We start from the raw sequence: 20,386 nt of genomic DNA, 5'->3' as shown, positions 1-20,386 counted from the left end.
GTGGCGCCGCCGCGTGCGCCGCGTCGACCATCGCCTCGGCCGCCCCGCCCCGCCCCGCCCCGCCCCGGCCGAGCGTCCCTGACCACGCCCCTGACCCACGCCCCTGACCCACGCCCCTGACCCACGCCCCTGACCCACGCCCCTGACCCACGCCCCGACACACGTCCCTGATCCACGTCCCTGATCCACGTCCCTGAGAACTGCGTATCACGCTCAGGACTGCGGCACGAACCGCAGTCCTCGTCACGACACGCAGTTCTCACGGTCGTTGGGCCGGGCGTTGAGGGGCGTTGGGCCGGGCGTTGAGGGGGCGTTGAGGCGGGCGTTCTAGCGGGCGTTGGCGCGGGCGGGGCGGGCGTCGGGGTGCCAGGAGGCGGACTGGCGGTCCTCCCAGCGGGCTACCGCCGACGCCTTGCCGAGGGCCAGCGACTCGAGCTGGAAGCGCCGCAGCTGCCGGCGGAACTCGGCGCCCTGTGAGCGGGGTTCCCGGCGCAGCAGGGCGCCCAGATATCCCGCGGCGATGTTGGCGGCGCCGAGCACGCGCGGCTCGTCGGCCGCGCGGGCCAGCACGCTCGCGGCGAAGAACACCGGGTGCGCGCCCATGAGGTACTGCCCGCGGCCGTGTCGGCGCTTGCCGCGCAGCAGCCCGCGGTCGCTGGAACCCATCGGGCGCAGGTGCTCGAAGCGCAGCGCCTCGTCGTCGAGCGCCCGTGCGCGCCAACCCTTGACGCGGGCGGCGTGGCAGTCGATGCCGTCCCACATGAGCACCGGCACGAAGCCGCCGATGTCGCGGAACGCCGCCACCCGGTAGAACTTGCTCATCCCGACCGTGATCTCACCCGAGCCCCGTTCGGGCACGAGCTCCCCGCCGGAGCGCACGCAGGGAGTGCCGCTGACGCTGGCCAGCCGCGGGTCGGCCTCCATGGCGTCCATGAGCCCCGCGAAGTAGCCGGACGGCAGGTCGAGATCCATGTCGAGCTTGACGACGTAGTCGAAGTCGTCGAGGTCGATCGTCGCGACCCCGGCGTCGAAGGCGTGCACGACCGCCGGCCCCAACACCCGTTCGCGCCGCGGGGGCAGCGTGAGCACCCGCGCGTACGAGTGCGTTTCGGCGAACTCCTCGATGATCTGGGGAGTGCGGTCGGTCGAGCCGTCGTCGACGATCACCCAGCACGCGGGCGGCTCGCTCTGGGCCGCCACCGACTCCAGTGTGCGGCGCAGGTAGTCCTCCTCGTCACGGCAGGGAGAGATGATCACGTAGCGGCGACTCATGCGCGTACCTCGTTTCGGTCGGATGTGTCAGTCGTGTGCGACAAGTCGTTCGCGTCGCGGGCGTGCCGACGCGCCGTCCAGTCGACGCGGCGGGCCGGCGGTGCGGAGTCGGGAGCCGGTCCCTCACCCGGAGGCGGGCCGCCACCCGGCGGGGGCGGGCCCGCCTCCACCCCGGGCAGGCGCTGCCAGCCGAGGCGGCGGTGGTCGGCGACGAGTCCGAGGCCGAGCCAGAGCATCGTCGTCGGGAAGGCGTACTTGATGGGCACGAGCATCGCCACCGTCCACCAGGCGACGGCGTAGGCGAGGGCGGCGACGCGCCAGTCCTGCAGCGGTCCGTCGCGCAGCCGTGGGCCGCGCCAGGCCGCGAGCCCGGCGTACGCGAGGGTGAGCAGCCACATCGTCACGCCGGGCAGCCCGAGTTCGGCGGCGTGCCCGAGCAGCACGTTGTGCACGTCGATCCCCATGTTCGTGATGGGGTATTCCGGGTTCTGCCAGACCCAGTCGCTCTCCACCTCGTGGAAGCGGTTGAGTCCGACACCCTGCATCGGCTCCGCGAGCACGACCCGCACGGCCGCGGCGTTGGCGTTGAGCCGGTCGTACACCGAGCGCGACGTCTGCGCCCGCTCGGTGACCGAACCCTGCAGTGCCGGAGCGACGCTGAGCACCCCGACGACCGTGACCGCCGCCAGCGCCCCGACGACCAGCAGCGGGCCGCGGGCGCGCCGCTCGGCGAGGAGCACGGCGCCGGCGCCGAGCACGAGGGCCAGCCAGATCGAGCGGGTCAGCGTGAAGAACGCGCCCGCGACGCACAGGGCGGCCGCGACCGCGCCGAACACCCTACGGAGCCCGCGGGATCGGGCGGCGTAGACGGCGCACGGGTAGGTGCACGCCAGCAGCGCCAGCCCGTTGCTGGCGACCTGCAGCGACGGGCCGAGCGCTCGCCCGAAGTGCGGATGCGACGGGTCGACGATGCCCGGAGGCAGCACGAGCGAGTACAGGTGCAGCCCCTGGGCCACCGAGACGTAACCGAGGTAGAAGCCGAGCGCGGTCAGCGCGCGCAGCAGCACGTGGCGGCGGGCGCGGGTGGCGTAGACCAGCGGCGCGAGCAGGAAGAGGGCGAACGGGATGACCCCGATCGCGTCGAGCAGCGCGAACATCGCGGCCGGGTCGTTCAGCGGACCGAACCAGATCATCGATCCGATGCACCACGCGACGACCGCGGCCATGAGCACGTGAATGCCCTGCAGCCGCAGCCCGCCCCGGCGCAGATCGGGGTGCATCAGCAGGAGCAGGAGGCCGAGCGCGAGAAGCACCCGGTCGGGCGGCAGCGGCATGCCGTAGCGGTCGCTGCTGCCGGAGACGAACTGCGCCGCGACCGCCAGGGTGAGCACGTGCACGTACAGGGGCACCCGCTCACCGGCGCGTCGGGTGGCACCGGGGAGCCGGTCGGTCTCGCTGCGGCTCACCGTCGCTCGCGGGCGATGACGACGCCGGCCGCGATGAGCAGCGCGACGCCCGCGCCGCCGGCGAACCCGCCGAGCAGCCCGGCCCGCGGCAGCGCGTCGGGAGTCGCCACGGCGCGCTGCACGACGCTGACGCCGGCGTTGTTGCTCAGCGAGGCCCGCACGTCCTCGCGCAGCGCCTCGGCCGCCGCGTCGACGCGCACCTGCGCGAGCTCGACCTGGTCGTCGGCCGCACCCGCCCGGGCTCGGGAGCCGTCGGCGGCGGCGGTCGCTCGGGTCTGCGCGGCCCGCAGCCGCTCCCGGGCGCGCAGGTACGCGGCCGAACTCGCCTGGTCCTCGGCGGCGCTGCGGGCCTGATTCGCGGTCTTGATGAGCCGGGCCGCGGCCTCGTCGGCCGCCGACACCGCGCTGGCCTCGTCGGGCCCCTGCGCCTGCACGCGGATGATCGCCGAGTCCGGGATCGGGGAGGCGGTCACGCCCTCGGCCTCGGTGGCGCCGAGCAGCCGCGCGTACGTGGCCGCCAGCTGCTGGGTCGCCAGCGCGTAGCCGGGCACGCTCTGGGCCCGCACGCTCTGGTCGCCGACGACGAGCCGCGACTCGGCGACGACCGTCGATCCCAGCACCGACAACCCGATCGCCGCGCCGGCCGCCGCGCCGAGGACGACCGCGACGATCGCCGCGAACGTCGCCGTCAGCCGCCGCCACAGCCCCCGTTGCCCGGTGGCCCGACGAGTGGACTGTTGCACACTCATAACCCGCCCCTTGCTACGTATTTTCCGCCCCGCATGCGAATGTAGTTGATGGGGAAGCGAATACAGAACAGGACGGGGCCGGGGTGACGAGAGTTCGTGGGTTTCTCAAGCGGGGCGCGGGTGTCGCGGCGGTGACCGCGCTCGGTCTGCTCGCCGCGTGCAGCGGCCCGCCGCCAGCACCGACGGCACCAACGACATCGACGCCGACCACCTCGCCGCAGCCCTCGGGCGCGAGTTCGAGCCCGGGCGCGCCCGGCGCCACGCCGGTGCAGCTGACGATGGGTACCCGCGAGGGCCAGAACGGCGCGCTGCAGCCGTGGTGGACGGGCTCGTCGGTGCACGCGGAGGTGCCGGCCGGTTTGCCCGTCGAACCGAAGTATCGCTCGGAGTTCTTCTGGAACTCGCCCAACGGCCCGCGTCTGCGTGTCGGCGAGGGCGACCGGCTCCGGTGTCGGCTGCAGATCGGCCCGCACCTGGGCGGCACGGGCGCCGACCGCGACATCTGGCAGGTGCTTTGGCAGTTGCACGGGCCGAACAAGGAGGGGTGGTGGCCCGCTCCCCCGCTCAACCTGCACGTGCGTGGCGGCAGTTGGCGCATCGGCGGCGGCGCGGGCCGCGAGGACGGCTACGCCGAGTACTACAAACCGTTCACCCCGTTCGTCGACGGCAAGACCGTGACCTGGGACTTCGACATCCTTGTGTCGCAACATCGCGACAAGGCGCGGGTCGACGCGTGGATGGATGGCGCGCACGTCGTCAAGGCGTGGCATCCAGCGTCGGGCACGATGTACCCCTCGCACGCCTGGCTGACGATGAAGTCGGGCCTGTACACGGGCAACGACGACAAGAGCCGCAACAGCGAGCGCCGGGTGGTCACGTTCTCCCCGATGAGCTGTGACATCACCCGTGCCACCCCGCCGGCGCAGCAGGCCGCCCGCACGGCCCCGAGTACCCCAAACACCCCCACCACTCCATGACCCCCCACCCCCGCCCCCGCCCCCGCACCCCGGCCGAAGGCTGCCCTTTCGGCCGAGGGCTAGGGCTACAGCACGAGCCCTCGACCGATAGGGCAGCCTTCGGCCAGATGGGAGGCGGAGTCGAAGGAGGAGGGTGGCGGCGGGGGTGGTCAGCGCAGGACGGCGGTGGTCGGGCCTTGGCGGCCTTCGAGGCGCACCGAGACGTTGCGCTGCTGCACCCAGCGGTCCCAGGTCGGGGAGGCGGTGCCGGTGTAGAGCCCGGTCTTCACCGTGATCATGCGGTGGGAGTAGGCGCCGGAGTCGGTGTACATCGTGCCGGCCCGCGGCTTCCAGCGCGTGAACGCGGCCCGGCCGTCGATCGACAGCGACACCCAGCCCCGGCCCGGACCTTCGAGGTACGTCGTCACGGTGATCGTGCGCCACTGGTCGTCGGGCGCGGGCCAGCTCCACGGAAACCAGCTGCCCTGATTCGTCGTCGAGCCGGAGGCGGTGGGCACGACCGCCCCGCCGCCGACCCGGTAGCCGCCGTCCTGCCAGGAGAGCGTCACCGGCGGCGAGGGCCAGGTCTCCGTCAGCGTCGGGCCGTGCAGTTGGAAGATCGTGTGCCAGGTCGAGGGGTCGGGCGCGCGCCCGGTCTGCGGGTCGGCGAAGTGGTGACGCACCTGGAACTGAGTGGTGACCGTGGTGCCGCGGGTCAGCTTGAAGCGCCCACCGGAGGCGGTGCCCCAGAACACCTCCGAGCGCGAGTCCCCCGCCCCGGCGCGGGCGGTCAGCACGCCGTCGCGCAGCGTGGGGGTCAGGCCGCCTCCGGAGACGTCGGGTTCGGTCGCCAGGGCCTGGACGGTCGGGCTCGTCGGTTGCCCGCCCTGCGGGTCGTCGGTCGCGGATCCGCCGGGCAGGCGGACGATCTCGATGGCGCTGACGAGCGGCTTGTCGGCCGTCGCGGTGAACGTCAGGTCGAGGGAGCCGTCGGCGACCGTGGTCGTGAACTCCCGGTCGTAGGCGGTGGCGCGCGCCCCGACGGCGGAGATGATGTCGACCCCCGCCAGCACCGTGCGCCCCTCGGCGGCCACGTCGAACACGCGCCGGCCCGGCTGGGAGTGGTAGTCCTCGGCCATGAGCAGCCGCACCCGGTAGTCGCCGTTGGCGACGACGTGCCCGAAGCTCGTCATGCCCCACAGGTTGGACCGGTAGAGCACGTCGTCGTCGGTGCCCGCGATGGGGCTGCCCGCCAGCCCGTCGGACCGGTTGACCGGGCCGGCGAAGCCGGTGCGCCCCGCCCACGTGCGACCGGCGCCGTCGACGACGCTCGTCCAGCGGGCGTTGATGCGCAGCTGGTCGGGCGCGGCCTGCGCCGACACTCCCGGCACGACGACCAGCGCGACGGCCAACGCCGCGACGATCGTCGACCACACGGCCGACCTCGCTGCGGGCCTCACTGCCAGCCTCGCTGCCGACCTCGCTGCCGGCCTCGCTGCCGGCCTCGCTGCCGGCCTCGCTGCCGGCCTCGCTGCCGACCTCGCTGCCGGCCTCGCTGCGGGCCTCATCGCGGGCCTCACAGCGGGCCGCAGTGCGGACCACCCGACGGATACGACGCGAGCGCGCGCGAGCATCGTCCCCCCATCCCTCCTCGTGCCTGCGCGTGCCGGGGCCGCGGGATCACCAGCAGGCGGGAGCCCGGGGGCGCAGGCGTGCCAGTCATGGAACGCGGCGCGCGCGGGGCTCGACGCGCCAGGGCGGCCGGGCCGCATTCCGCGCGGCGACCGGCCACCACGCATGCTGATCGTCCGCGGGCGCGCGCTCCTGAGCCCTTCAGCACCTCCGCCTACCCCGACCCGACCCTGTGACCAGGCATGACACCCACCGCCGCGAGGAGGCAGCGATGACCCGACCCGCCCCGGCCCGCGCGAACAGCCCCGCCGAAACCCGCGTCGGCACCCCCACCGCCGCGCAGGCCCACACCGGCACAACCGCCGACGCGCGGGCGCACGCTCAAGGCACCTTCGAGCCGCGCGCCGGCGAGGGTCGTGCCCCCGACGGCGTCGCCTACTTGGTGAGCCGCTACCCCGCGCTCTCGCACACGTTCATCGAGCGCGAGGTGGCCGGGTTGCGCGCGGCGGGCGTGCGGGTCGAGACGTTCACGGTGCGGCCCACCCCGAGCGAGCAGCTCATCACCGACGGCCTGCGCGCGGAGGCGGAGCACACGACGGCGCTCATCGGCGACCCCCGGCTGCGTCGCACCGTCTGGCGCGCCCACGTCCGGCTGCTGCGCGAGAACCCCGGTGCGTGGTTCGCCGGCCTGGCGCGGGCCCTGCGCACCGGCCCGCGCTCACCGAAGGCGCGCCTGTGGCAGGTGTTCTACTTCCTCGAGGCGGTCGTGCTGCTGCACCACCTGCGCGCGCGGGGGCTGCGGCACGTGCACGCCCACTTCGTCAACGTCGGTTCCGACGTCGCGCGCCACACCGCCGCGCTCGGCGCCGACGTCGAGGGTGAGCAGGCCGGCTGGCGCTGGTCGTTCACGATGCACGGACCGACCGGCTTCGACGCGGTGGAGGCGGTCGACCTGGCCGCGAAGACCCGTGACGCCGACGGCGTGTCGTGTATCACCGACTTCTGCCGCAGTCAGCTCATGACCCTCGTGGAGCCAGAGCACTGGCCCAAGCTGCAGGTCGTGCACATGAGCGTCGACGCCGACACCTACCATCCGCCGGCGGCCCCGCGCGGCCACGACGGACCGCTGCGGCTCCTCGACGTCGGGCGCCTGGTGCCGGCCAAGGGCCCATCGATCCTCCTCGACGCGATCGAGTCGCTGCGCGAGCGCGGGGTCGAGGTCGACGCCCGCATCGTCGGAGCCGGGCCGCTGCGCGACGATCTCGCCGCGGCGGTGCGCGACCGCGGCCTCACCGAGGTGACGCTCACCGGCCCGCTCGGCCAGGACTTCCTGCCCGAGTTGTACCGCTGGGCCGACGTGTTCGTGCTGCCGAGCTTCTCCGAGGGGCTGCCGGTCGTGCTCATGGAGGCGATGGCCACCGGGCTGCCGGTCGTCACGACGCAGATCGCGGGCGTCAACGAGCTGGTGACCGACGGGGTGCACGGCGCCGTCGTGCCCGCCGGCCGCGCCGACCGCCTCGCCGACGCCATCGCGACCCTCGCCGCCGACCCCGACCTGCGGGCCCGCCTGGGCGCGGCCGGGCGGGAGGCGGTGTTGGCCGGCTTCACCCCCGAGACCACCGCTCCCGCCGCCGCCCGCTTCCTCCAAGCGGCCCAAGGCGCCGCCCGGTAGCCGGCTCACACCGCTGATCACGGCGTTGGGGCGTGCCCCGACCGTCGCGACGGGCCACACCGCTGATCACGTCGTTCGGCCGGCCCAAGCCGTCGGGGTGGATGGGTCCACGCCGCTGATCACAGCGTCGTTCCGGCACCGATCGTCTAAACGGCTCCCCAGAGACCTCGCAGCGGCCACCCGGAACCGCCGGAGCACCGGCCGCCGCCGGGTCGAGACGAAGATGGCTTACATACTCGCCTCCACGGCCGCCGCCACCGGGCATCACCGCAGGTCACGAGCTCGTCACTGGCGCGCGGATACGAGTGTGTAAGCGATTCTCGTCTTCGGCCGCCGAGACGAGCGGCAAAGCGGTCGCAACAGCCGCCCGGACCGCGGCCGGCCAACCCCTGCCGGCCCGGCCGACCGGGTCGGCCACCCGGGACCGCCGGAGCACCGGCCGCCGCCGGGTCGAGACGAAGTTGGCTTACGTACTCGCCTCCGCGGCCGTCGGCGGCGGGCATCACGGCAGGTCACGAGGTCGTCGCGGGTCGGCGGATCCGAGTGTGTATGCCATTTTCGTCTCGGACCGTCCGGAAGGAGCGGCAAAGGGGTTGTAACTGCTCGCCCGACCGACGCCGGCCAACCCTAGCGGATCGGCAAACCGGTCAGAACGCTCACTCGACGCCGGCCAACCCCTAGTGGACCGGCAAAGCGGTCGCAACAGCCGCCCGACCGCGGCCGGCCAACCCCTGCCGGCCCGGCAACCGGGTCCCAACCGCTCACCCGACGCCGGGCAACCCCCAACGGACCGGCAACCGGGTCGCCAGCCGCTCACCCGACGCCGGCCAACCCAAACGGCGCGCCCGGCCTACAACTCCCTGGTACGGGCGATGCGCGTCAGCGCGGGCGGGCCCTCGACGAGGTAGCGCCGGGCGAGGCGCCGCGGCTCCTGCCGCAGCCGGTAGGCCCACTCGAGGCCGTTGTCCTGCATCCACCGCGGAGCCCGTTCCACCCGCCCGGCGAGAAAGTCCGCCGAGGCCCCGAACGCCAGCAGCACGCGGGAGCCGGTGAGCCGCCCGTAGCGCTGGATCCACAGCTCCTGGCGCGGCTTGCCGAGCGCCACCGTCAGCAGGTCGACGCCGCGCTCGCGGATCTCGTGGGCGATCCGCACCGAGCCGGTCGGCGAGTCGATCTCGAATCGCTCGGGCGACCAGAAGGCCGCGTCGACGCCCCCGAAGTCACGGGCGACGACCTCCCGCAACGCCTCGTGCACGGCCGGGGCGCCGCCGAGGAAGCCGACGCTGGCGCCCGCCTGCTGGGCGCATCGCAGCAGGTCGGGCAGCAGGTCGGCGCCGGTCAGGCGCGGCCATTCGCGGCCGGTGGCCAGCTTGGCCCGGTACGCGACCGGCGCGCCGTCGGCGAGCATGACCCAATCGACGCCGGTGCGCTCGGGCTCGTTGGCGAGGTCGAGGCGGCCACGGCCGAAGTGCGTGAAGTGGTCGAGGTTGACCGAACCGATGGCGACGGCCGGCGCCCGGTCGGGGCCGGGCGGGCCGGCGGGTCCGCGCAGGTGGGCCGCGACGCGCTCGAGGAGCGGCTCGCGCTCCCAGCGCTCGACGACGACGTCGTTGCTGGAGACCGAGCAGTCTCCGGCGTGGCGTCCGCGGCGCAGCCCCCGCGCCCTGGCGTGATCGGCCTGGTGAGGTGTGCTCATGTGAACGGCGCTCCCTATGACACGCGACGGCTCCGGCCGGGCACTCCGGCCCACCCCCCAGGGGTCGCAGCATCCCCCGCCCGACCCTCCGATTCACATGGTAGGCGCTGAATTTGCTTCTGTCACAAATGCTTTCGCATGACAGACGTCCAAGACGGGTGTGCAGACACAACGAAGGGGCGGCCCCACCCGAAGGTGGGGCCGCCCCTGTCAGCGCGCGTCGAGCGGTCGCAGTCGCGTCAGCGCTCCAGCTCCTTGGCCTGGCGGTCGACGTCGTCGAGGCCACCGCACATGAAGAAGGCCTGCTCGGGAACCTCGTCGTACTCGCCGTCGCAGATCTTGCCGAACGCCTCGACGGTCTCGGTCAGCGGCACGGTCGAGCCCTCGATGCCGGTGAACTGCTTGGCCACGTAGGTGTTCTGCGAGAGGAACCGCTGGATGCGGCGGGCCCGGTTGACGAGGATCTTGTCTTCCTCGGAGAGCTCGTCGATACCGAGGATCGCGATGATGTCCTGCAGTTCCTTGTTCTTCTGCAGGATCGACTTCACGCGCACCGCGGTGTTGTAGTGGTCCTGGCTGATGTAGCGCGGGTCGAGGATCCGGCTCGTCGAGGTCAGCGGGTCGACCGCCGGGTAGATACCCAGCGACGCGATCTCACGGGAGAGCTCGGTGGTCGCGTCGAGGTGCGCGAACGTCGTCGCCGGAGCCGGGTCGGTGTAGTCGTCGGCCGGCACGTAGATCGCCTGCATCGAGGTGATCGAGTGACCGCGGGTCGAGGTGATCCGCTCCTGCAGCACGCCCATCTCGTCGGCCAGCGTCGGCTGGTAGCCCACGGCCGAGGGCATGCGGCCCAGCAGCGTGGAGACCTCCGAGCCGGCCTGGGTGAACCGGAAGATGTTGTCGATGAACAGCAGCACGTCCTGGTTCTGCACGTCGCGGAAGTACTCCGCCATCGTCAGGCCCGACAGGGCGACGCGCAGGCGGGTGCCCGGCGGCTCGTCCATCTGGCCGAAGACCAGCGCGGTCTGCGGGAGGACGCCGGTCTCCTCCATCTCGACGATGAGGTCGTTGCCCTCGCGGGTGCGCTCACCGACTCCGGCGAACACCGACACACCACCGTGGTCGCGGGCGACTCGCGCGATCATCTCCTGGATGAGCACGGTCTTGCCCACGCCCGCGCCGCCGAACAGGCCGATCTTGCCGCCCTGCACGTACGGGGTGAGCAGGTCGATGACCTTGATGCCGGTCTCGAACATCTGGGTCTTGCTCTCGAGCTGGTCGAAGGCCGGCGCGGGGCGGTGGATGCCCCAGCGTTCGGAGACCTCGAGCTTCTCGTCACCCTCGAGGTTGAGGCACTCGCCGGTGGCGTTGAAGACGTGGCCGAGGGTGGCGTCACCGACGGGCACCGTGATGGGGCCGCCGGTGTCGACGACGACGGCGCCGCGCACGAGGCCGTCGGTGGGCTGCAGCGAGATGGCTCGCACGAGGTTGTCACCGATGTGCTGGGCGACCTCGAGGTTGATGCGCTTCTTGCCCTCGAACTCGCTGCCCTCCTCGGAGAGGTCGACCTCGGTGTAGAGGAGGTTGTACAGCTCCGGCATCGAGTCGACGGGGAACTCCACGTCGACGACCGGGCCGATGACGCGGGACAGGCGCCCGCGGCCACCGCCGGAGTGGGTCTCGGCCTGCGCCTCGTCGGCGAACTGGGTGCTCATGTCGGCGGTGCTCCTTACTTCTTCGCGTCTGCGAGGGCGTTGGCCCCGCCCACGATCTCGCTGATCTCTTGGGTGATCTCGGCCTGGCGCGCCTGGTTGGCCAGCCGGGTGTACGTCTTGATGAGTTCTTCGGCGTTGTCGGTCGCCGACTTCATCGCGCGCTGGCGCGCGGCGAGCTCGGAGGCGGCCGCCTGCAGCATGCAGTTGTAGATGCGGTGCCGCACGTACTGCGGGAGCACGACGTCGAGCACCTCTTCGGCGCTCGGCTCGAACTCGTACAGCGGCAGCAGCTCGTGGTGGCCGTCGGTCTCGTCCGCCTCGACGATCTCCAGCGGCAGCATCCGCAGGCTGCGCGGCTCCTGGGTGACCATCGTGCGGAACCGGGTGTACACGACGTGCACCTCGTCGAGGCCCGCGTCGCCCTCGGTGAGAAAGTCCTCGAGCAGCCGGTCGGCGATCTCGTGGGCCAGCTCCAGCTTCGGGGAGTCGGTGTTGCCCTCCCACGAGGCCGCGAACTCGCGCCGACGGAACTTGTAGAAGCTGATCGCCTTGCGCCCGTACAGGTACGGCACGACCTCCTTGCCCTGCCCGCGCAGGTACTCGGCGAGCTGCTCGGCCTCCTTGAGCACCGACGTGGCGTACGCGCCGGCGAGCCCGCGGTCGCTGACGAGGATGAGCACGCCTGCGCGGCGCGGGTTCTCGGCCTCGGTGGTCATCGGGTGCTCGACGTCGGAGTGCGACGCCGCCGCCGACAGCGCCCGGGTGATCGCCTGCGCGTACGGGGTGGTCTCCTCGACGCGCTGCCGCGCCTTGACGACCCGGGACGCCGCCATGAGCTCCATGGCGCGCGTGATCTTCTTGATCGACGTCACGGAGCGGATGCGCTGCCGGTACTCCCGGATCTGCGCTCCCATAGTTTTCGCCTCTCTGGCCGTGTCGGGTGGTTCTGCGGTGGCGGGGCGCCGGGGCGGTGGTGCGGTGGAGTGCCGAACCATCCGCCCCGGCGCGCCGGCGCGCTACTTGCGGCGGACGATCTTCTCCTGGTCGACGTCGTCGTCCTCGTGCGCCTCGACCGGGTCGTCGGTCGGGGTGCCCACGAGAGAGTCGTTCTGCCCGGCCTTGAACTGCTTCTTGAAGGCCGACACGGCCTCCTCGAGCGACTTCTCGGTGTCGTCCTCGAGCTTTCCGGTCTCGCGGATCGTCGAGAAGATGCCGTCGTGCTCGCGCCCGACGAAGTCGAGGAACTCGGCCTCGAAGCGGCGCACGTCGGCCACGTCCACGTCGTCGAGCTGACCGGTCGTGCCGGCCCACACCGCGACGACCTCCTTCTCGACCGGGTACGGCGAGGCCTGCGGCTGCTTGAGCACCTCCACGAGGCGGGCGCCGCGGGCGAGCTGCGCGCGCGACGCGGCGTCGAGGTCGGAGGCGAACATCGCGAACGCCTCCATCGCGCGGAACTGCGCGAGGTCGAGCTTGAGCCGGCCGGCGACGCTCTTCATCGCCTTGATCTGCGCGGCACCACCGACCCGGGAGACCGAGACACCCACGTCGATCGCGGGCCGCACGTTGGAGTTGAACAGGTCGGCCTGCAGGTAGATCTGGCCGTCGGTGATCGAGATGACGTTGGTCGGGATGTACGCCGAGACGTCACCGGCCTTGGTCTCGATGATCGGCAGCCCGGTCATCGACCCGGCTCCCATGTCGTCGGAGAGCTTGGCGCAGCGCTCGAGCAGCCGGGAGTGCAGGTAGAACACGTCGCCCGGGTAGGCCTCGCGGCCAGGCGGGCGGCGCAGCAGCAGCGACACCGCGCGGTACGCCTCGGCCTGCTTGGACAGGTCGTCGAACACGATGAGCACGTGCTTGCCGTCGTACATCCAGTGCTGCCCGATGGCGGAGCCGGTGTACGGCGCGAGGTACTTGAAGCCCGCCGCGTCGGAGGCGGGGGCGGCGACGATCGTCGTGTACTCCAGCGCACCGGCCTCCTCGAGGGTGCCGCGCACGCTGACGATCGTCGAGCCCTTCTGGCCGATCGCCACGTAGATGCAGCGCACCTGCTTGGTCGGGTCGCCGGAGTCCCAGTTCTGCTTCTGGTTGATGATCGTGTCGACCGCGACCGTCGTCTTGCCGGTCTGGCGGTCGCCGATGATGAGCTGCCGCTGGCCGCGGCCGATCGGGATCATCGAGTCGACGGCCTTGATGCCGGTCTGCAGGGGCTCGTGCACCGACTTACGCATCATGACGTTGGGCGCCTGCAGCTCCAGCTCGCGGCGGCCGACGGAGTCGATGTCGCCGAGGCCGTCGATCGGCTGGCCGAGGGGGTTGACGACGCGGCCGAGGTAGCCGTCGCCGACGGGCACCGAGAGCACCTCGCCGGTGCGCTTGACCCGCTGGCCCTCCTCGATGCGGCTGAAGTCGCCGAGGATGACGACACCGATGTCGTGCACGTCGAGGTTCAGCGCGATACCGAGCGTGCCGTCCTCGAACTCCAGCAGCTCGTTGGTCATGGCCGAGGGCAGGCCCTCGACGTGGGCGATGCCGTCGGATGCGTCGACGACCCGGCCCACCTCTTCGTGGGAGGCGGTCTGCGGGTCGTAGGAATTCACGTACGCGTCCAGCGCGTCCCGGATCTCCTCCGGACGGATCGTCAACTCCGTCATTTGTCGTCTCCTCGTCTACGTCTGCGGCCCGGCGGCCGCGTCGACACGTGATCGATCGGGGGTGTCGACGCGGGTGCGCCGGCCACACACAGTTGTGAAGTTAGGTTCAGGAGCCCATGAGGCGCCGCGCCTCGTCGAGGCGGCGCATGACGGTGCCGTCGATGACCTCGTCACCGACCTGGACTCGGATACCGCCCATGACGTGCTCGTCGACGAGCACCTTGAGCACGACCGGCCGGGAGTAGATGCGCCCCAGCGCGGCCGCGAGGCGTTCGTGCTGCTGCGCGGTGAGCGGCTCGGCGACGGTGACGACCGCGGACAGCTGCTGGCGGCGCCGCTCGGCGACCCCCAGGTAGCCCTCGATCGCCTCGGTGTAGCGCAGCCCGCGCGGGTGCGTCGCGGCCCGCACGGCCAGGCGCACCGTCTCCGGCTGGGCCTTGTCGGCGAGCAGCGATCGCACGAGGTCGGCCTTGCGCTCGCCCGGCAGCTGCCGGTCGTTGACCGCCTCGCGCAGCTCCGGCGTGGCGCTGACCAGGCGCTCGAACCGGAACAGCTGCTCCTCGACGTCGTCGGCCCGGCCGCTGGCCTCGGCGATCGCGACCTGCGTCTCGACCGCCGCCTGCTCCAGCGCCGCCGGCACGTCACGCTCCTGCGCCCAGCGCTGCGAGACCGCCTCGTCGACGACGCCCAGGGTGGCCGGCTGCACCTTGCCCTCGAGCAACCGCCTCGCGAGCGCCCGCTTGTCGGCGGGCCAACGCGAGGGGTCGCCGAGCGCGCGACGCAGCATGTGGCTGGAGTCGAGCGCGTCGACCACGCCGAAGAGCTCGTCGCTGAGCGCGGCCCAGTCGGCACCGGAGTCGAGCGCCCCCTGCAGGGCGGCGCGCACCTGCGCGTGGGCCGCTCGGGACACGCCCAACATCAGGAGGTCTCCTGCCCGTCGCCGAGCGCGGTGGCCCCGCTGCGCGCGGGCGCCGCCTCACCGACCGAGCCGCCCGAGTCGCCCGGGCCGCCCGAGCCGTGCAAGTCGCCCTGGCCGTGCGCGGTCGGGCGGATGGTGCCCGACTCCAGCTCGGCGAGGAAGCGGTCGACGATGCCCGTGCGACGGGTCTCTTCGTGCAGCGACTCGCCGACGATGCGGCTGGCCAGGTCGGTGGACAGCCGGCCGACCTCCGAGCGCAGCGAGACGAACGCCTGCGAGCGCTCGGCCTCGATCTGCTTGTGCGCGTTGGTCGTGATCCGGTCGGCCTCGGCCTGGGCCTGCTCGCGCATCTCGGCGATGATCGCCGCACCCTGCTCGCGGGCGTCCTCCCGGATGCGCGCCGACTCATCACGCGCGTCGGCGAGCTGCGCCTGGTACTCGCGCAGCACCTTCTCCGCCTCACGCTGGGTGTCTTCGGCCTTGCTCATGCCGCCCTCGATGGCCGCCTTGCGCTCGCTGTACATCTTCTCCACGGCGGGGAAGACGAACTTGCGAATGATCAGGTAGTAGAGGGCGAAGATGATCAGGCCGATGATCAGCTCGGGCAGGTAAGGAAGGATCGGAAGCGCGTTGGCCTCCGGATCCGCGGCCGCCGATGTGGCGACCGTCAATGCGGCGATGGGCTGCACTGTGTCTCCTCGTGCGTCGGCCTATCGGCCAGGTGTGGTCAGGAAAGTCGGATGAAGAAGAGCACCAGCGCGAAGATCGCGAGCGCCTCGGCGAGCGCGAAGCCCAGGATGGCGATCGGGCGCAGCAGGTTGCCGGCCTCGGGCTGGCGAGCGACGCCGTTGATGTAGGCCGCGAAGATCAGACCGACGGCGATGGCGGGGCCGATCGCAGCCAGACCGTAGCCGATGAGGGTGACGTCACCAGTCACGTTGTTGCCTCTTTCGTTTTTCGTTGTCCGAAACGGGGGGTCCGCCCGGCACGTGCAGATGGGCTATTCGGTTGTGAAGTCACCGCGCTCGAGGCGCGGAGGTCAGTGGTCGTCGGCGAGGGCACCGGCGATGTAGGAGGCGGCCAGCAGGGTGAACACGAAGGCCTGCAGGGCCTGGACGAGGATCTCGAAGGCGGTCATGACGAACGCCATGATCCAGGCGGGGAGGGCGACGATCGTGTAGCCGATGTTGCCGGAGGTGAACAGCTCCCAGCCGCCGACGATGAAGACGACGAGGAGCATGTGGCCGGCGAACATGTTGCCGAAGAGTCGCAGCGCGAGCGTGAGCGGCCGCGTGATGAAATACGTCATCAACTCCAGCGGAATGATGAGCGGGAGCAGCCAGCCGGGGATGCCCGGGGGGATCATCCACTTGATGTAGGAGCCGAAGCCGCCCTGCTTCTTGATGCCGACCCAGTGGTAGACGACGTACACGATGAGGGTCAGCGCGATCGGGAAGCCGACCCGCGCCATGACCGGCATCTGGATGCCGGGGATGATGCCCGCGAGGTTGCTCAGCAGGATGAAGCTGAACAGCGCGAACAGCAGCGGCACGAAGCGCAGGAAGTCATGGGTGCCGATCATGTCGCGCGCGATCGAGTTGCGCACGAAGTCGTAGAGCTGCTCGAAGACCCACTGGCCCTTGCTCGGCACGACGCTGGCGCGCTTGGCCACCGCGACGAACAGCAGCGAGAGCACCGCGAAGACGAGGAACGCGACGATCATCGGGCGCGTGATCGCGAACCCGTCGGTGATGTGCCAGAACGGCTGCCAGAAGTCGGAGACCTTCGGCGGAAAGTGACCCTCGCCGCCCTCGGCGGCCGCCAGTGCCCCCAGCATGATCGGGCTCACAGCTTCTCCTTGCAGCTCGTAACGTCAGCGTGTGTGTCCGCAGGGCCGTCGGCGCCCCCGCACGGGGCTCCGGGGCGCACCGTCGTCGGTCGGCCGGGGCCGGTCATGGCTTACCGTACCGGAGCCAGACGACATACAGGGACAAGGCCATCCCGGCCAACATGCCTACCGGCAGTAGGAAACCGGTGCCGAGCCAGCGGTCCGCCAGCCAGCCCAGCAGCGCGTACAGCACGGGGCCCGTGACCATGTAGGCAGTGATGGTGGCGCCCATGCGATCTCCCGAGGGCGCGGTCTCCTGGGGCGACTGCGGCTGCGGGCGGGCCGGGCCGTCGCCGGACCGGTCGGGGGTGCGCGCGCTCATCGGCTCACCTGCGGTGTGAGCAGGAACGTGCGCGATCGCGCGAACCCGGCGATGTGGCCGACCTGCCAGGCGACGACGGCGCTGAGGCCGCCGGCGGCGATCCCGAGCCGGTCGATCCACGGCTGGTCGTGCAGCAGCAGCGCCAGCGCGGTGAGGGCGATCAGCTGCCCGCCGTAGACGACGAACGCGCCGACCATGGCGATCGAGGAGGTCTGCCGCGGGTCACCCGAGCCGAGCACCGCGGCGAGCGCGAGCACGCCCACCGCGAAGACGGCGAGCACGACGAGAGCTGCGGCGGCGGCGTTGAGCGCGGCACCGACTCCGGTGGTCACGGCCAGGACCAAACTGACGAGGAGCCCGACCACGAGGGTCACGACGGCACCACCACGCAACATCGCGGGCAGCGGCCCGCGGGCTTCGGTGGCCGTCATGAGCACCTTTCGATGTGACCTCGGAGTGGGCTTTTCGGCCCGACGACTAGGCAGCACCGCCTCCGGCGATGCGCGGCAGGGGCCATTCAACGTGCCCTCGATGCCGCTTGTGAACGCTATCACAAGCGGTCTGGAGCGTCAGCCGCTCGCCCAGCTTAGCGGGGCGTGCGGCGCACGGGATGGCGGCGGTTGAGCCATCCGGGCAGGTAGGCGGTGAGCACGATCGCCAGGGCGGTGGCCAGGGCGATGCCGACGATCGGCCAGAAGCCGTCGACGAACGCGAACGAGACGACACCGAACGCGACGATCGCCGCCCACAGATAGAGGAGCAGCACGGCCCGGCGGTGGCTGTGCCCGATGCCGATCATGCGGTGCTGCAGGTGCTGGGTGTCGGGCTGCCAGGGGCGTTGGCCGCGGCGGGTGCGGCGCACGACGGCCAGCGTCATGTCGAGCAGCGGGATCGACATGATCGCCAGCGGCAGCACGACCGGCAGGTACAGGGCCACCTGGGCGTTCGGCGTGACCTGCGCCGAGGGGTCGATGTTGCCGACCATGGAGACGGTGGCCGCGGCCAGCAGCAGGCCGAGCAGCAGCGCCCCGGCGTCGCCCATGAACAGCCGGGCGGGGTTGAAATTGTGCGGCAGGAAGCCCAGGCACACCCCGAGGGTCGCGGCCGTGATGAACGTCGCGGTGGAGATGACGTTCGGCGGATCGTAGGTGTAGGAGAGCTGATAGACGTACAGGAAGAACGCCAGGGCGGCGATCGCGACGATGCCGGCGGCCAGGCCGTCGAGGCCGTCGATGAAGTTCACGGCGTTCGTCGTGACGAGCACGATGAGCACGGTGAGGCCGACGAGCACGGGCCCGGGCAGCACCGTCACCCCGAACAGCGGCACCGACAGCAGCTGCACGCCGAAGAACGCCATCGCCCCGGCGGCGATGATCTGACCGGCGAGCTTGGTGAGCCAGTCGAGTTCGCGCACGTCGTCGATCGCGCCGACGAGCGTGACGAGCACCGCGCCGATGACGACGCCGCGGATCTCCAGCGACTCGAAGATGCCGCTGAGGTGTTCGAGGCGGCTCGCGACGAGCACCGCGCCGAGAAAGCCGACGAGCATCGCGAGCCCGCCGAGCCGCGGGATGGGATGGGTGTGCACGTCGCGGGCCCGCACCGGCGTCGCCGCCCCGAGGAGCACCGCGAGGCGACGCACCCCCGGCGTCGTGCCGTACGTCAGCACGGCCGCGACGACGGCGATGAAGAAGTACTCCCGCATCCGCCCGCCCTACGGCCGCGCAGGCCGCGGCGGGTCGGTGGCGTCGGAGGCCGGGGCGGGGTCTGGCTCCGCGCTCGGGTCTGCCTGCGGCGGGTCGGCGGCGGCGTAGACGTCGGCGTCCTCGATCGCGCCGCGGCGCAGGATGATCGGGCGCTCCTTGGTGCAGTCGACGATCGTCGAGGCCACTCCCCCGCGGGCCGGGCCGCCGTCGAGGTAGACGGCGACGTTCTCGCCGAGCTGCTCCTTGGCGTCCGCGGCGCTGAGGGCCGCCGGCTGGCCGTGCAGGTTGGCGCTCGTGACGGCCAGCGGACCCGTCTCCCGCAGGAGGGCGAGGGCGACCTCGTCGTCGGGCATGCGGATGGCCACGGTGCCGTTGGTCTCGCCGAGGTCCCACAAGAGGGTGGGTTGCGCCTGGAGCACGACGGTCAGCGGGCCCGGCCAGAACTCCTCGACGAGGCGCCGGGCGTAGGCGGGCACGTCGGTGGCCAGCCCGTCGAGAGTGCGCGGCTCGGGCACGAGCACCGGAGGCGGCACGTCGCGGCCGCGGCCCTTGGCCTCGAACAGCAGCTGCACGGCCGGGGCGCTGAACGCGTCGGCCGCGACGCCGTAGACCGTGTCGGTCGGCAGCACGACGATCTCGCCGCGACGCAGCGCCGCGGCGGCGAACCGCGTTCCCTCGGCGAGGGCGTCCGGACCGGAGCAGTCGATGACCGAGCTCATACCCGCGAGTCTAGGTGCGGCCTCCGGTAGCCGCCCGCAGCGGCGCGACCTGCCGCGACGCGTGGCGCCGGCGCCCGCGCTGCACCGCCCCCGACTCGACGTCGCGGTTGTCGCTCACCGTTGCGGCTGTAGCCGCGACGCGCGGCTGCGAGCGCGACGCCCAGCATGCGGACGGGCGCAGGGCCTGCGCCCGGGTCAGGCGGCGCGGACGGCACGGACGACCCTGGGGCGGCCGGTGAGGTCGAGGTGGTCGGTCACCTCGATCCAGCGGGAGTCGGCGGCGAGCCCGGTCAGGAGCGAATCGCCTTGCCGCTCGCCGTGTTCCATGAGGAGCACGCCGCCGGGCCGCAGCAGCGTGGCGGCGCGGCCGGCGATGCGCAGCGGCAGCTCGATGCCCTCCGGGCCGCCGTAGAGGGCCGCCGCCGGGTCGTGGTCGCGCACCTCGGGGTCGATCGGCACCGCGTCGTCGGGCACGTACGGCGGGTTGCTGGCCACGAGATCGACGAGCCCCTCGAGGTCGGGGCACGCCTCGACCGCGTCGCCGCGGCGCAGCTCGACGTCCAGCGCGGCGCGGGCGATGTTCGCGGCGGCGTAGTCCGCGGCCGGGGGCGCCAGTTCGACCGCCACGACCCGGGAGCCGGGGTGCTCCTGCGCGATGGCCAGCGCGATCGCCCCGGAGCCGGTGCACAGGTCGACGACGAGCGGGCCGGCGTCGTCTGCGTCGCCGTCCCGCTCGCTGACCGGGCGCGCCAGGTCACGCAGGGCGAGGTCGACGAGCACCTCGGTCTCGGGGCGCGGGACGAAGACTCCGGGGCCGACGCGCAGGTCGAGGCGGCGGAAGTGGGCGTGGCCGGTGAGGTGCTGCAGCGGCACCCGCTGGGCGCGCCAGGCGACGAGGGCGTCGAGACCGTCGGGCGCAGGCGCGCCCAGCAGGGCGCGCCGGTGCAGCTCGGAGACCTCGACGCGCAGGGCGTGCGCGGCGAGCAGCGCGGCGTCGGCGGCCGGGCTCGGCACGCC

19 protein-coding genes are annotated in these 20,386 nt (G+C 72.2%); 2 read left to right on the top strand and 17 right to left on the bottom strand.

All coding sequences use genetic code 11. The annotated features are described in order from the left end of the window. Positions 1-327 precede the first annotated feature (327 nt). Genes PINTE_RS13545 through PINTE_RS22780 form a run of 3 tightly spaced genes read right to left on the bottom strand, consistent with a single transcriptional unit; the run spans position 328 to position 3,487 of the window. The gene (locus PINTE_RS13545) at positions 328-1,272 is read right to left on the bottom strand and encodes a glycosyltransferase family 2 protein (protein ID WP_068431597.1); all 945 of its coding nucleotides are present in this window, start codon (positions 1,270-1,272) and stop codon (positions 328-330) included. Then, positions 1,269-2,738, bottom strand: a complete 1,470-nt coding sequence (locus tag PINTE_RS13540; RefSeq protein ID WP_068431594.1) for an O-antigen ligase family protein — start codon at positions 2,736-2,738, stop codon at positions 1,269-1,271. Before PINTE_RS13540 ends, PINTE_RS13545 begins: the two co-directional genes overlap by 4 nt. Continuing rightward, on the bottom strand, positions 2,735-3,487 hold the full coding sequence (locus PINTE_RS22780; RefSeq protein ID WP_068431591.1) for a hypothetical protein: 753 nt from the start codon (positions 3,485-3,487) through the stop codon (positions 2,735-2,737). The genes PINTE_RS13540 and PINTE_RS22780 overlap by 4 nt, the downstream gene beginning before the upstream one ends. A 131-nt stretch (positions 3,488-3,618) precedes the next feature. Here PINTE_RS22780 and PINTE_RS13530 point away from each other — a divergent pair, with 131 nt between their 5' ends. Beyond that, the gene (locus PINTE_RS13530) at positions 3,619-4,464 is read left to right on the top strand and encodes a polysaccharide lyase family protein (protein WP_157087247.1); all 846 of its coding nucleotides are present in this window, start codon (positions 3,619-3,621) and stop codon (positions 4,462-4,464) included. 149 nt (positions 4,465-4,613) lie between these two features. On the opposite strand, the gene PINTE_RS13525 is transcribed toward PINTE_RS13530, so the two are convergent. Next, entirely contained in the window at positions 4,614-5,879 is a 1,266-nt protein-coding gene (locus PINTE_RS13525) for a malectin domain-containing carbohydrate-binding protein (protein ID WP_068431578.1), read from the bottom strand. Positions 5,880-6,346: 467 nt separating this feature from the next. On the opposite strand from PINTE_RS13525, the gene PINTE_RS13520 reads away from it, so the two are divergent. After that, positions 6,347-7,747 (top strand): glycosyltransferase family 4 protein, encoded by a 1,401-nt coding sequence (locus PINTE_RS13520; RefSeq protein WP_084343587.1) that lies wholly within the window; start codon positions 6,347-6,349, stop codon positions 7,745-7,747. An 850-nt stretch (positions 7,748-8,597) separates the two neighbouring features. Here the strand turns inward: PINTE_RS13520 and PINTE_RS13515 are convergent. The 13 genes from PINTE_RS13515 to prmC form a co-directional block, all read right to left on the bottom strand. Beyond that, positions 8,598-9,443, bottom strand: coding sequence for a WecB/TagA/CpsF family glycosyltransferase (locus PINTE_RS13515; RefSeq protein ID WP_068431575.1), 846 nt, complete (start codon positions 9,441-9,443; stop codon positions 8,598-8,600). 239 nt (positions 9,444-9,682) lie between these two features. Continuing rightward, entirely contained in the window at positions 9,683-11,158 is a 1,476-nt protein-coding gene (atpD, locus tag PINTE_RS13510) for a F0F1 ATP synthase subunit beta (RefSeq protein WP_068431574.1), read from the bottom strand. A 14-nt stretch (positions 11,159-11,172) separates the two neighbouring features. Beyond that, positions 11,173-12,072 carry a F0F1 ATP synthase subunit gamma gene (locus PINTE_RS13505; protein ID WP_068431571.1) on the bottom strand — a complete coding sequence of 300 codons (900 nt, stop codon included), beginning with the start codon at positions 12,070-12,072 and terminating at the stop codon, positions 11,173-11,175. Positions 12,073-12,174: 102 nt separating this feature from the next. After that, positions 12,175-13,815 (bottom strand): F0F1 ATP synthase subunit alpha, encoded by a 1,641-nt coding sequence (atpA, locus tag PINTE_RS13500; RefSeq protein WP_068431569.1) that lies wholly within the window; start codon positions 13,813-13,815, stop codon positions 12,175-12,177. Between the two features lie 106 nt (positions 13,816-13,921). Then, positions 13,922-14,734, bottom strand: a complete 813-nt coding sequence (locus tag PINTE_RS13495; protein ID WP_068431567.1) for a F0F1 ATP synthase subunit delta — start codon at positions 14,732-14,734, stop codon at positions 13,922-13,924. Next, on the bottom strand, positions 14,734-15,423 hold the full coding sequence (locus PINTE_RS13490; RefSeq protein WP_373280161.1) for a F0F1 ATP synthase subunit B: 690 nt from the start codon (positions 15,421-15,423) through the stop codon (positions 14,734-14,736). Before PINTE_RS13490 ends, PINTE_RS13495 begins: the two co-directional genes overlap by 1 nt. Before the next feature lie 38 nt (positions 15,424-15,461). After that, on the bottom strand, positions 15,462-15,671 hold the full coding sequence (locus PINTE_RS13485; protein WP_068431565.1) for an ATP synthase F0 subunit C: 210 nt from the start codon (positions 15,669-15,671) through the stop codon (positions 15,462-15,464). Positions 15,672-15,773: 102 nt separating this feature from the next. After that, positions 15,774-16,583, bottom strand: a complete 810-nt coding sequence (gene atpB / locus PINTE_RS13480; protein ID WP_084343586.1) for a F0F1 ATP synthase subunit A — start codon at positions 16,581-16,583, stop codon at positions 15,774-15,776. 103 nt (positions 16,584-16,686) lie between these two features. Beyond that, positions 16,687-16,944 (bottom strand): AtpZ/AtpI family protein, encoded by a 258-nt coding sequence (locus PINTE_RS13475; protein WP_068431563.1) that lies wholly within the window; start codon positions 16,942-16,944, stop codon positions 16,687-16,689. Continuing rightward, positions 16,941-17,375 carry a hypothetical protein gene (locus PINTE_RS13470; protein WP_068431561.1) on the bottom strand — a complete coding sequence of 145 codons (435 nt, stop codon included), beginning with the start codon at positions 17,373-17,375 and terminating at the stop codon, positions 16,941-16,943. The genes PINTE_RS13475 and PINTE_RS13470 overlap by 4 nt, the downstream gene beginning before the upstream one ends. A 155-nt stretch (positions 17,376-17,530) precedes the next feature. Continuing rightward, entirely contained in the window at positions 17,531-18,649 is a 1,119-nt protein-coding gene (locus PINTE_RS13465; RefSeq protein WP_068431558.1) for an MraY family glycosyltransferase, read from the bottom strand. Between the two features lie 9 nt (positions 18,650-18,658). Continuing rightward, positions 18,659-19,369, bottom strand: coding sequence for an L-threonylcarbamoyladenylate synthase (locus tag PINTE_RS13460; protein ID WP_068431555.1), 711 nt, complete (start codon positions 19,367-19,369; stop codon positions 18,659-18,661). 195 nt (positions 19,370-19,564) lie between these two features. Beyond that, positions 19,565-20,386 (bottom strand): peptide chain release factor N(5)-glutamine methyltransferase (gene prmC / locus PINTE_RS13455; RefSeq protein ID WP_157087245.1); only part of this gene is annotated, 822 nt, incomplete at its 5' end.

Origin of the sequence: Piscicoccus intestinalis NBRC 104926 (assembly GCF_001515525.1) — a bacterium.
Taxonomy (GTDB): Bacteria; Actinomycetota; Actinomycetes; order Actinomycetales; family Dermatophilaceae; genus Kineosphaera; species Kineosphaera intestinalis.
Note: the sequence above shows the minus strand (reverse complement) of the source record. Positions and strands in the feature narration are given on the sequence as shown.

Coding starts and splice junctions, on each gene's coding strand:
- atpA (WP_068431569.1), bottom strand. CDS start 13,815: ATGACGGAGTTGACGATCCGTCCGGAGGAGATCCGGGACGCGCTGGAC.
- PINTE_RS13495 (WP_068431567.1), bottom strand. CDS start 14,734: ATGTTGGGCGTGTCCCGAGCGGCCCACGCGCAGGTGCGCGCCGCCCTG.
- PINTE_RS13520 (WP_084343587.1), top strand. CDS start 6,347: ATGACCCGACCCGCCCCGGCCCGCGCGAACAGCCCCGCCGAAACCCGC.
- PINTE_RS13475 (WP_068431563.1), bottom strand. CDS start 16,944: ATGAGCGCGCGCACCCCCGACCGGTCCGGCGACGGCCCGGCCCGCCCG.
- PINTE_RS13515 (WP_068431575.1), bottom strand. CDS start 9,443: ATGAGCACACCTCACCAGGCCGATCACGCCAGGGCGCGGGGGCTGCGC.
- PINTE_RS13465 (WP_068431558.1), bottom strand. CDS start 18,649: ATGCGGGAGTACTTCTTCATCGCCGTCGTCGCGGCCGTGCTGACGTAC.
- PINTE_RS13505 (WP_068431571.1), bottom strand. CDS start 12,072: ATGGGAGCGCAGATCCGGGAGTACCGGCAGCGCATCCGCTCCGTGACG.
- atpD (WP_068431574.1), bottom strand. CDS start 11,158: ATGAGCACCCAGTTCGCCGACGAGGCGCAGGCCGAGACCCACTCCGGC.
- PINTE_RS22780 (WP_068431591.1), bottom strand. CDS start 3,487: ATGAGTGTGCAACAGTCCACTCGTCGGGCCACCGGGCAACGGGGGCTG.
- PINTE_RS13470 (WP_068431561.1), bottom strand. CDS start 17,375: ATGACGGCCACCGAAGCCCGCGGGCCGCTGCCCGCGATGTTGCGTGGT.
- PINTE_RS13545 (WP_068431597.1), bottom strand. CDS start 1,272: ATGAGTCGCCGCTACGTGATCATCTCTCCCTGCCGTGACGAGGAGGAC.
- PINTE_RS13460 (WP_068431555.1), bottom strand. CDS start 19,369: ATGAGCTCGGTCATCGACTGCTCCGGTCCGGACGCCCTCGCCGAGGGA.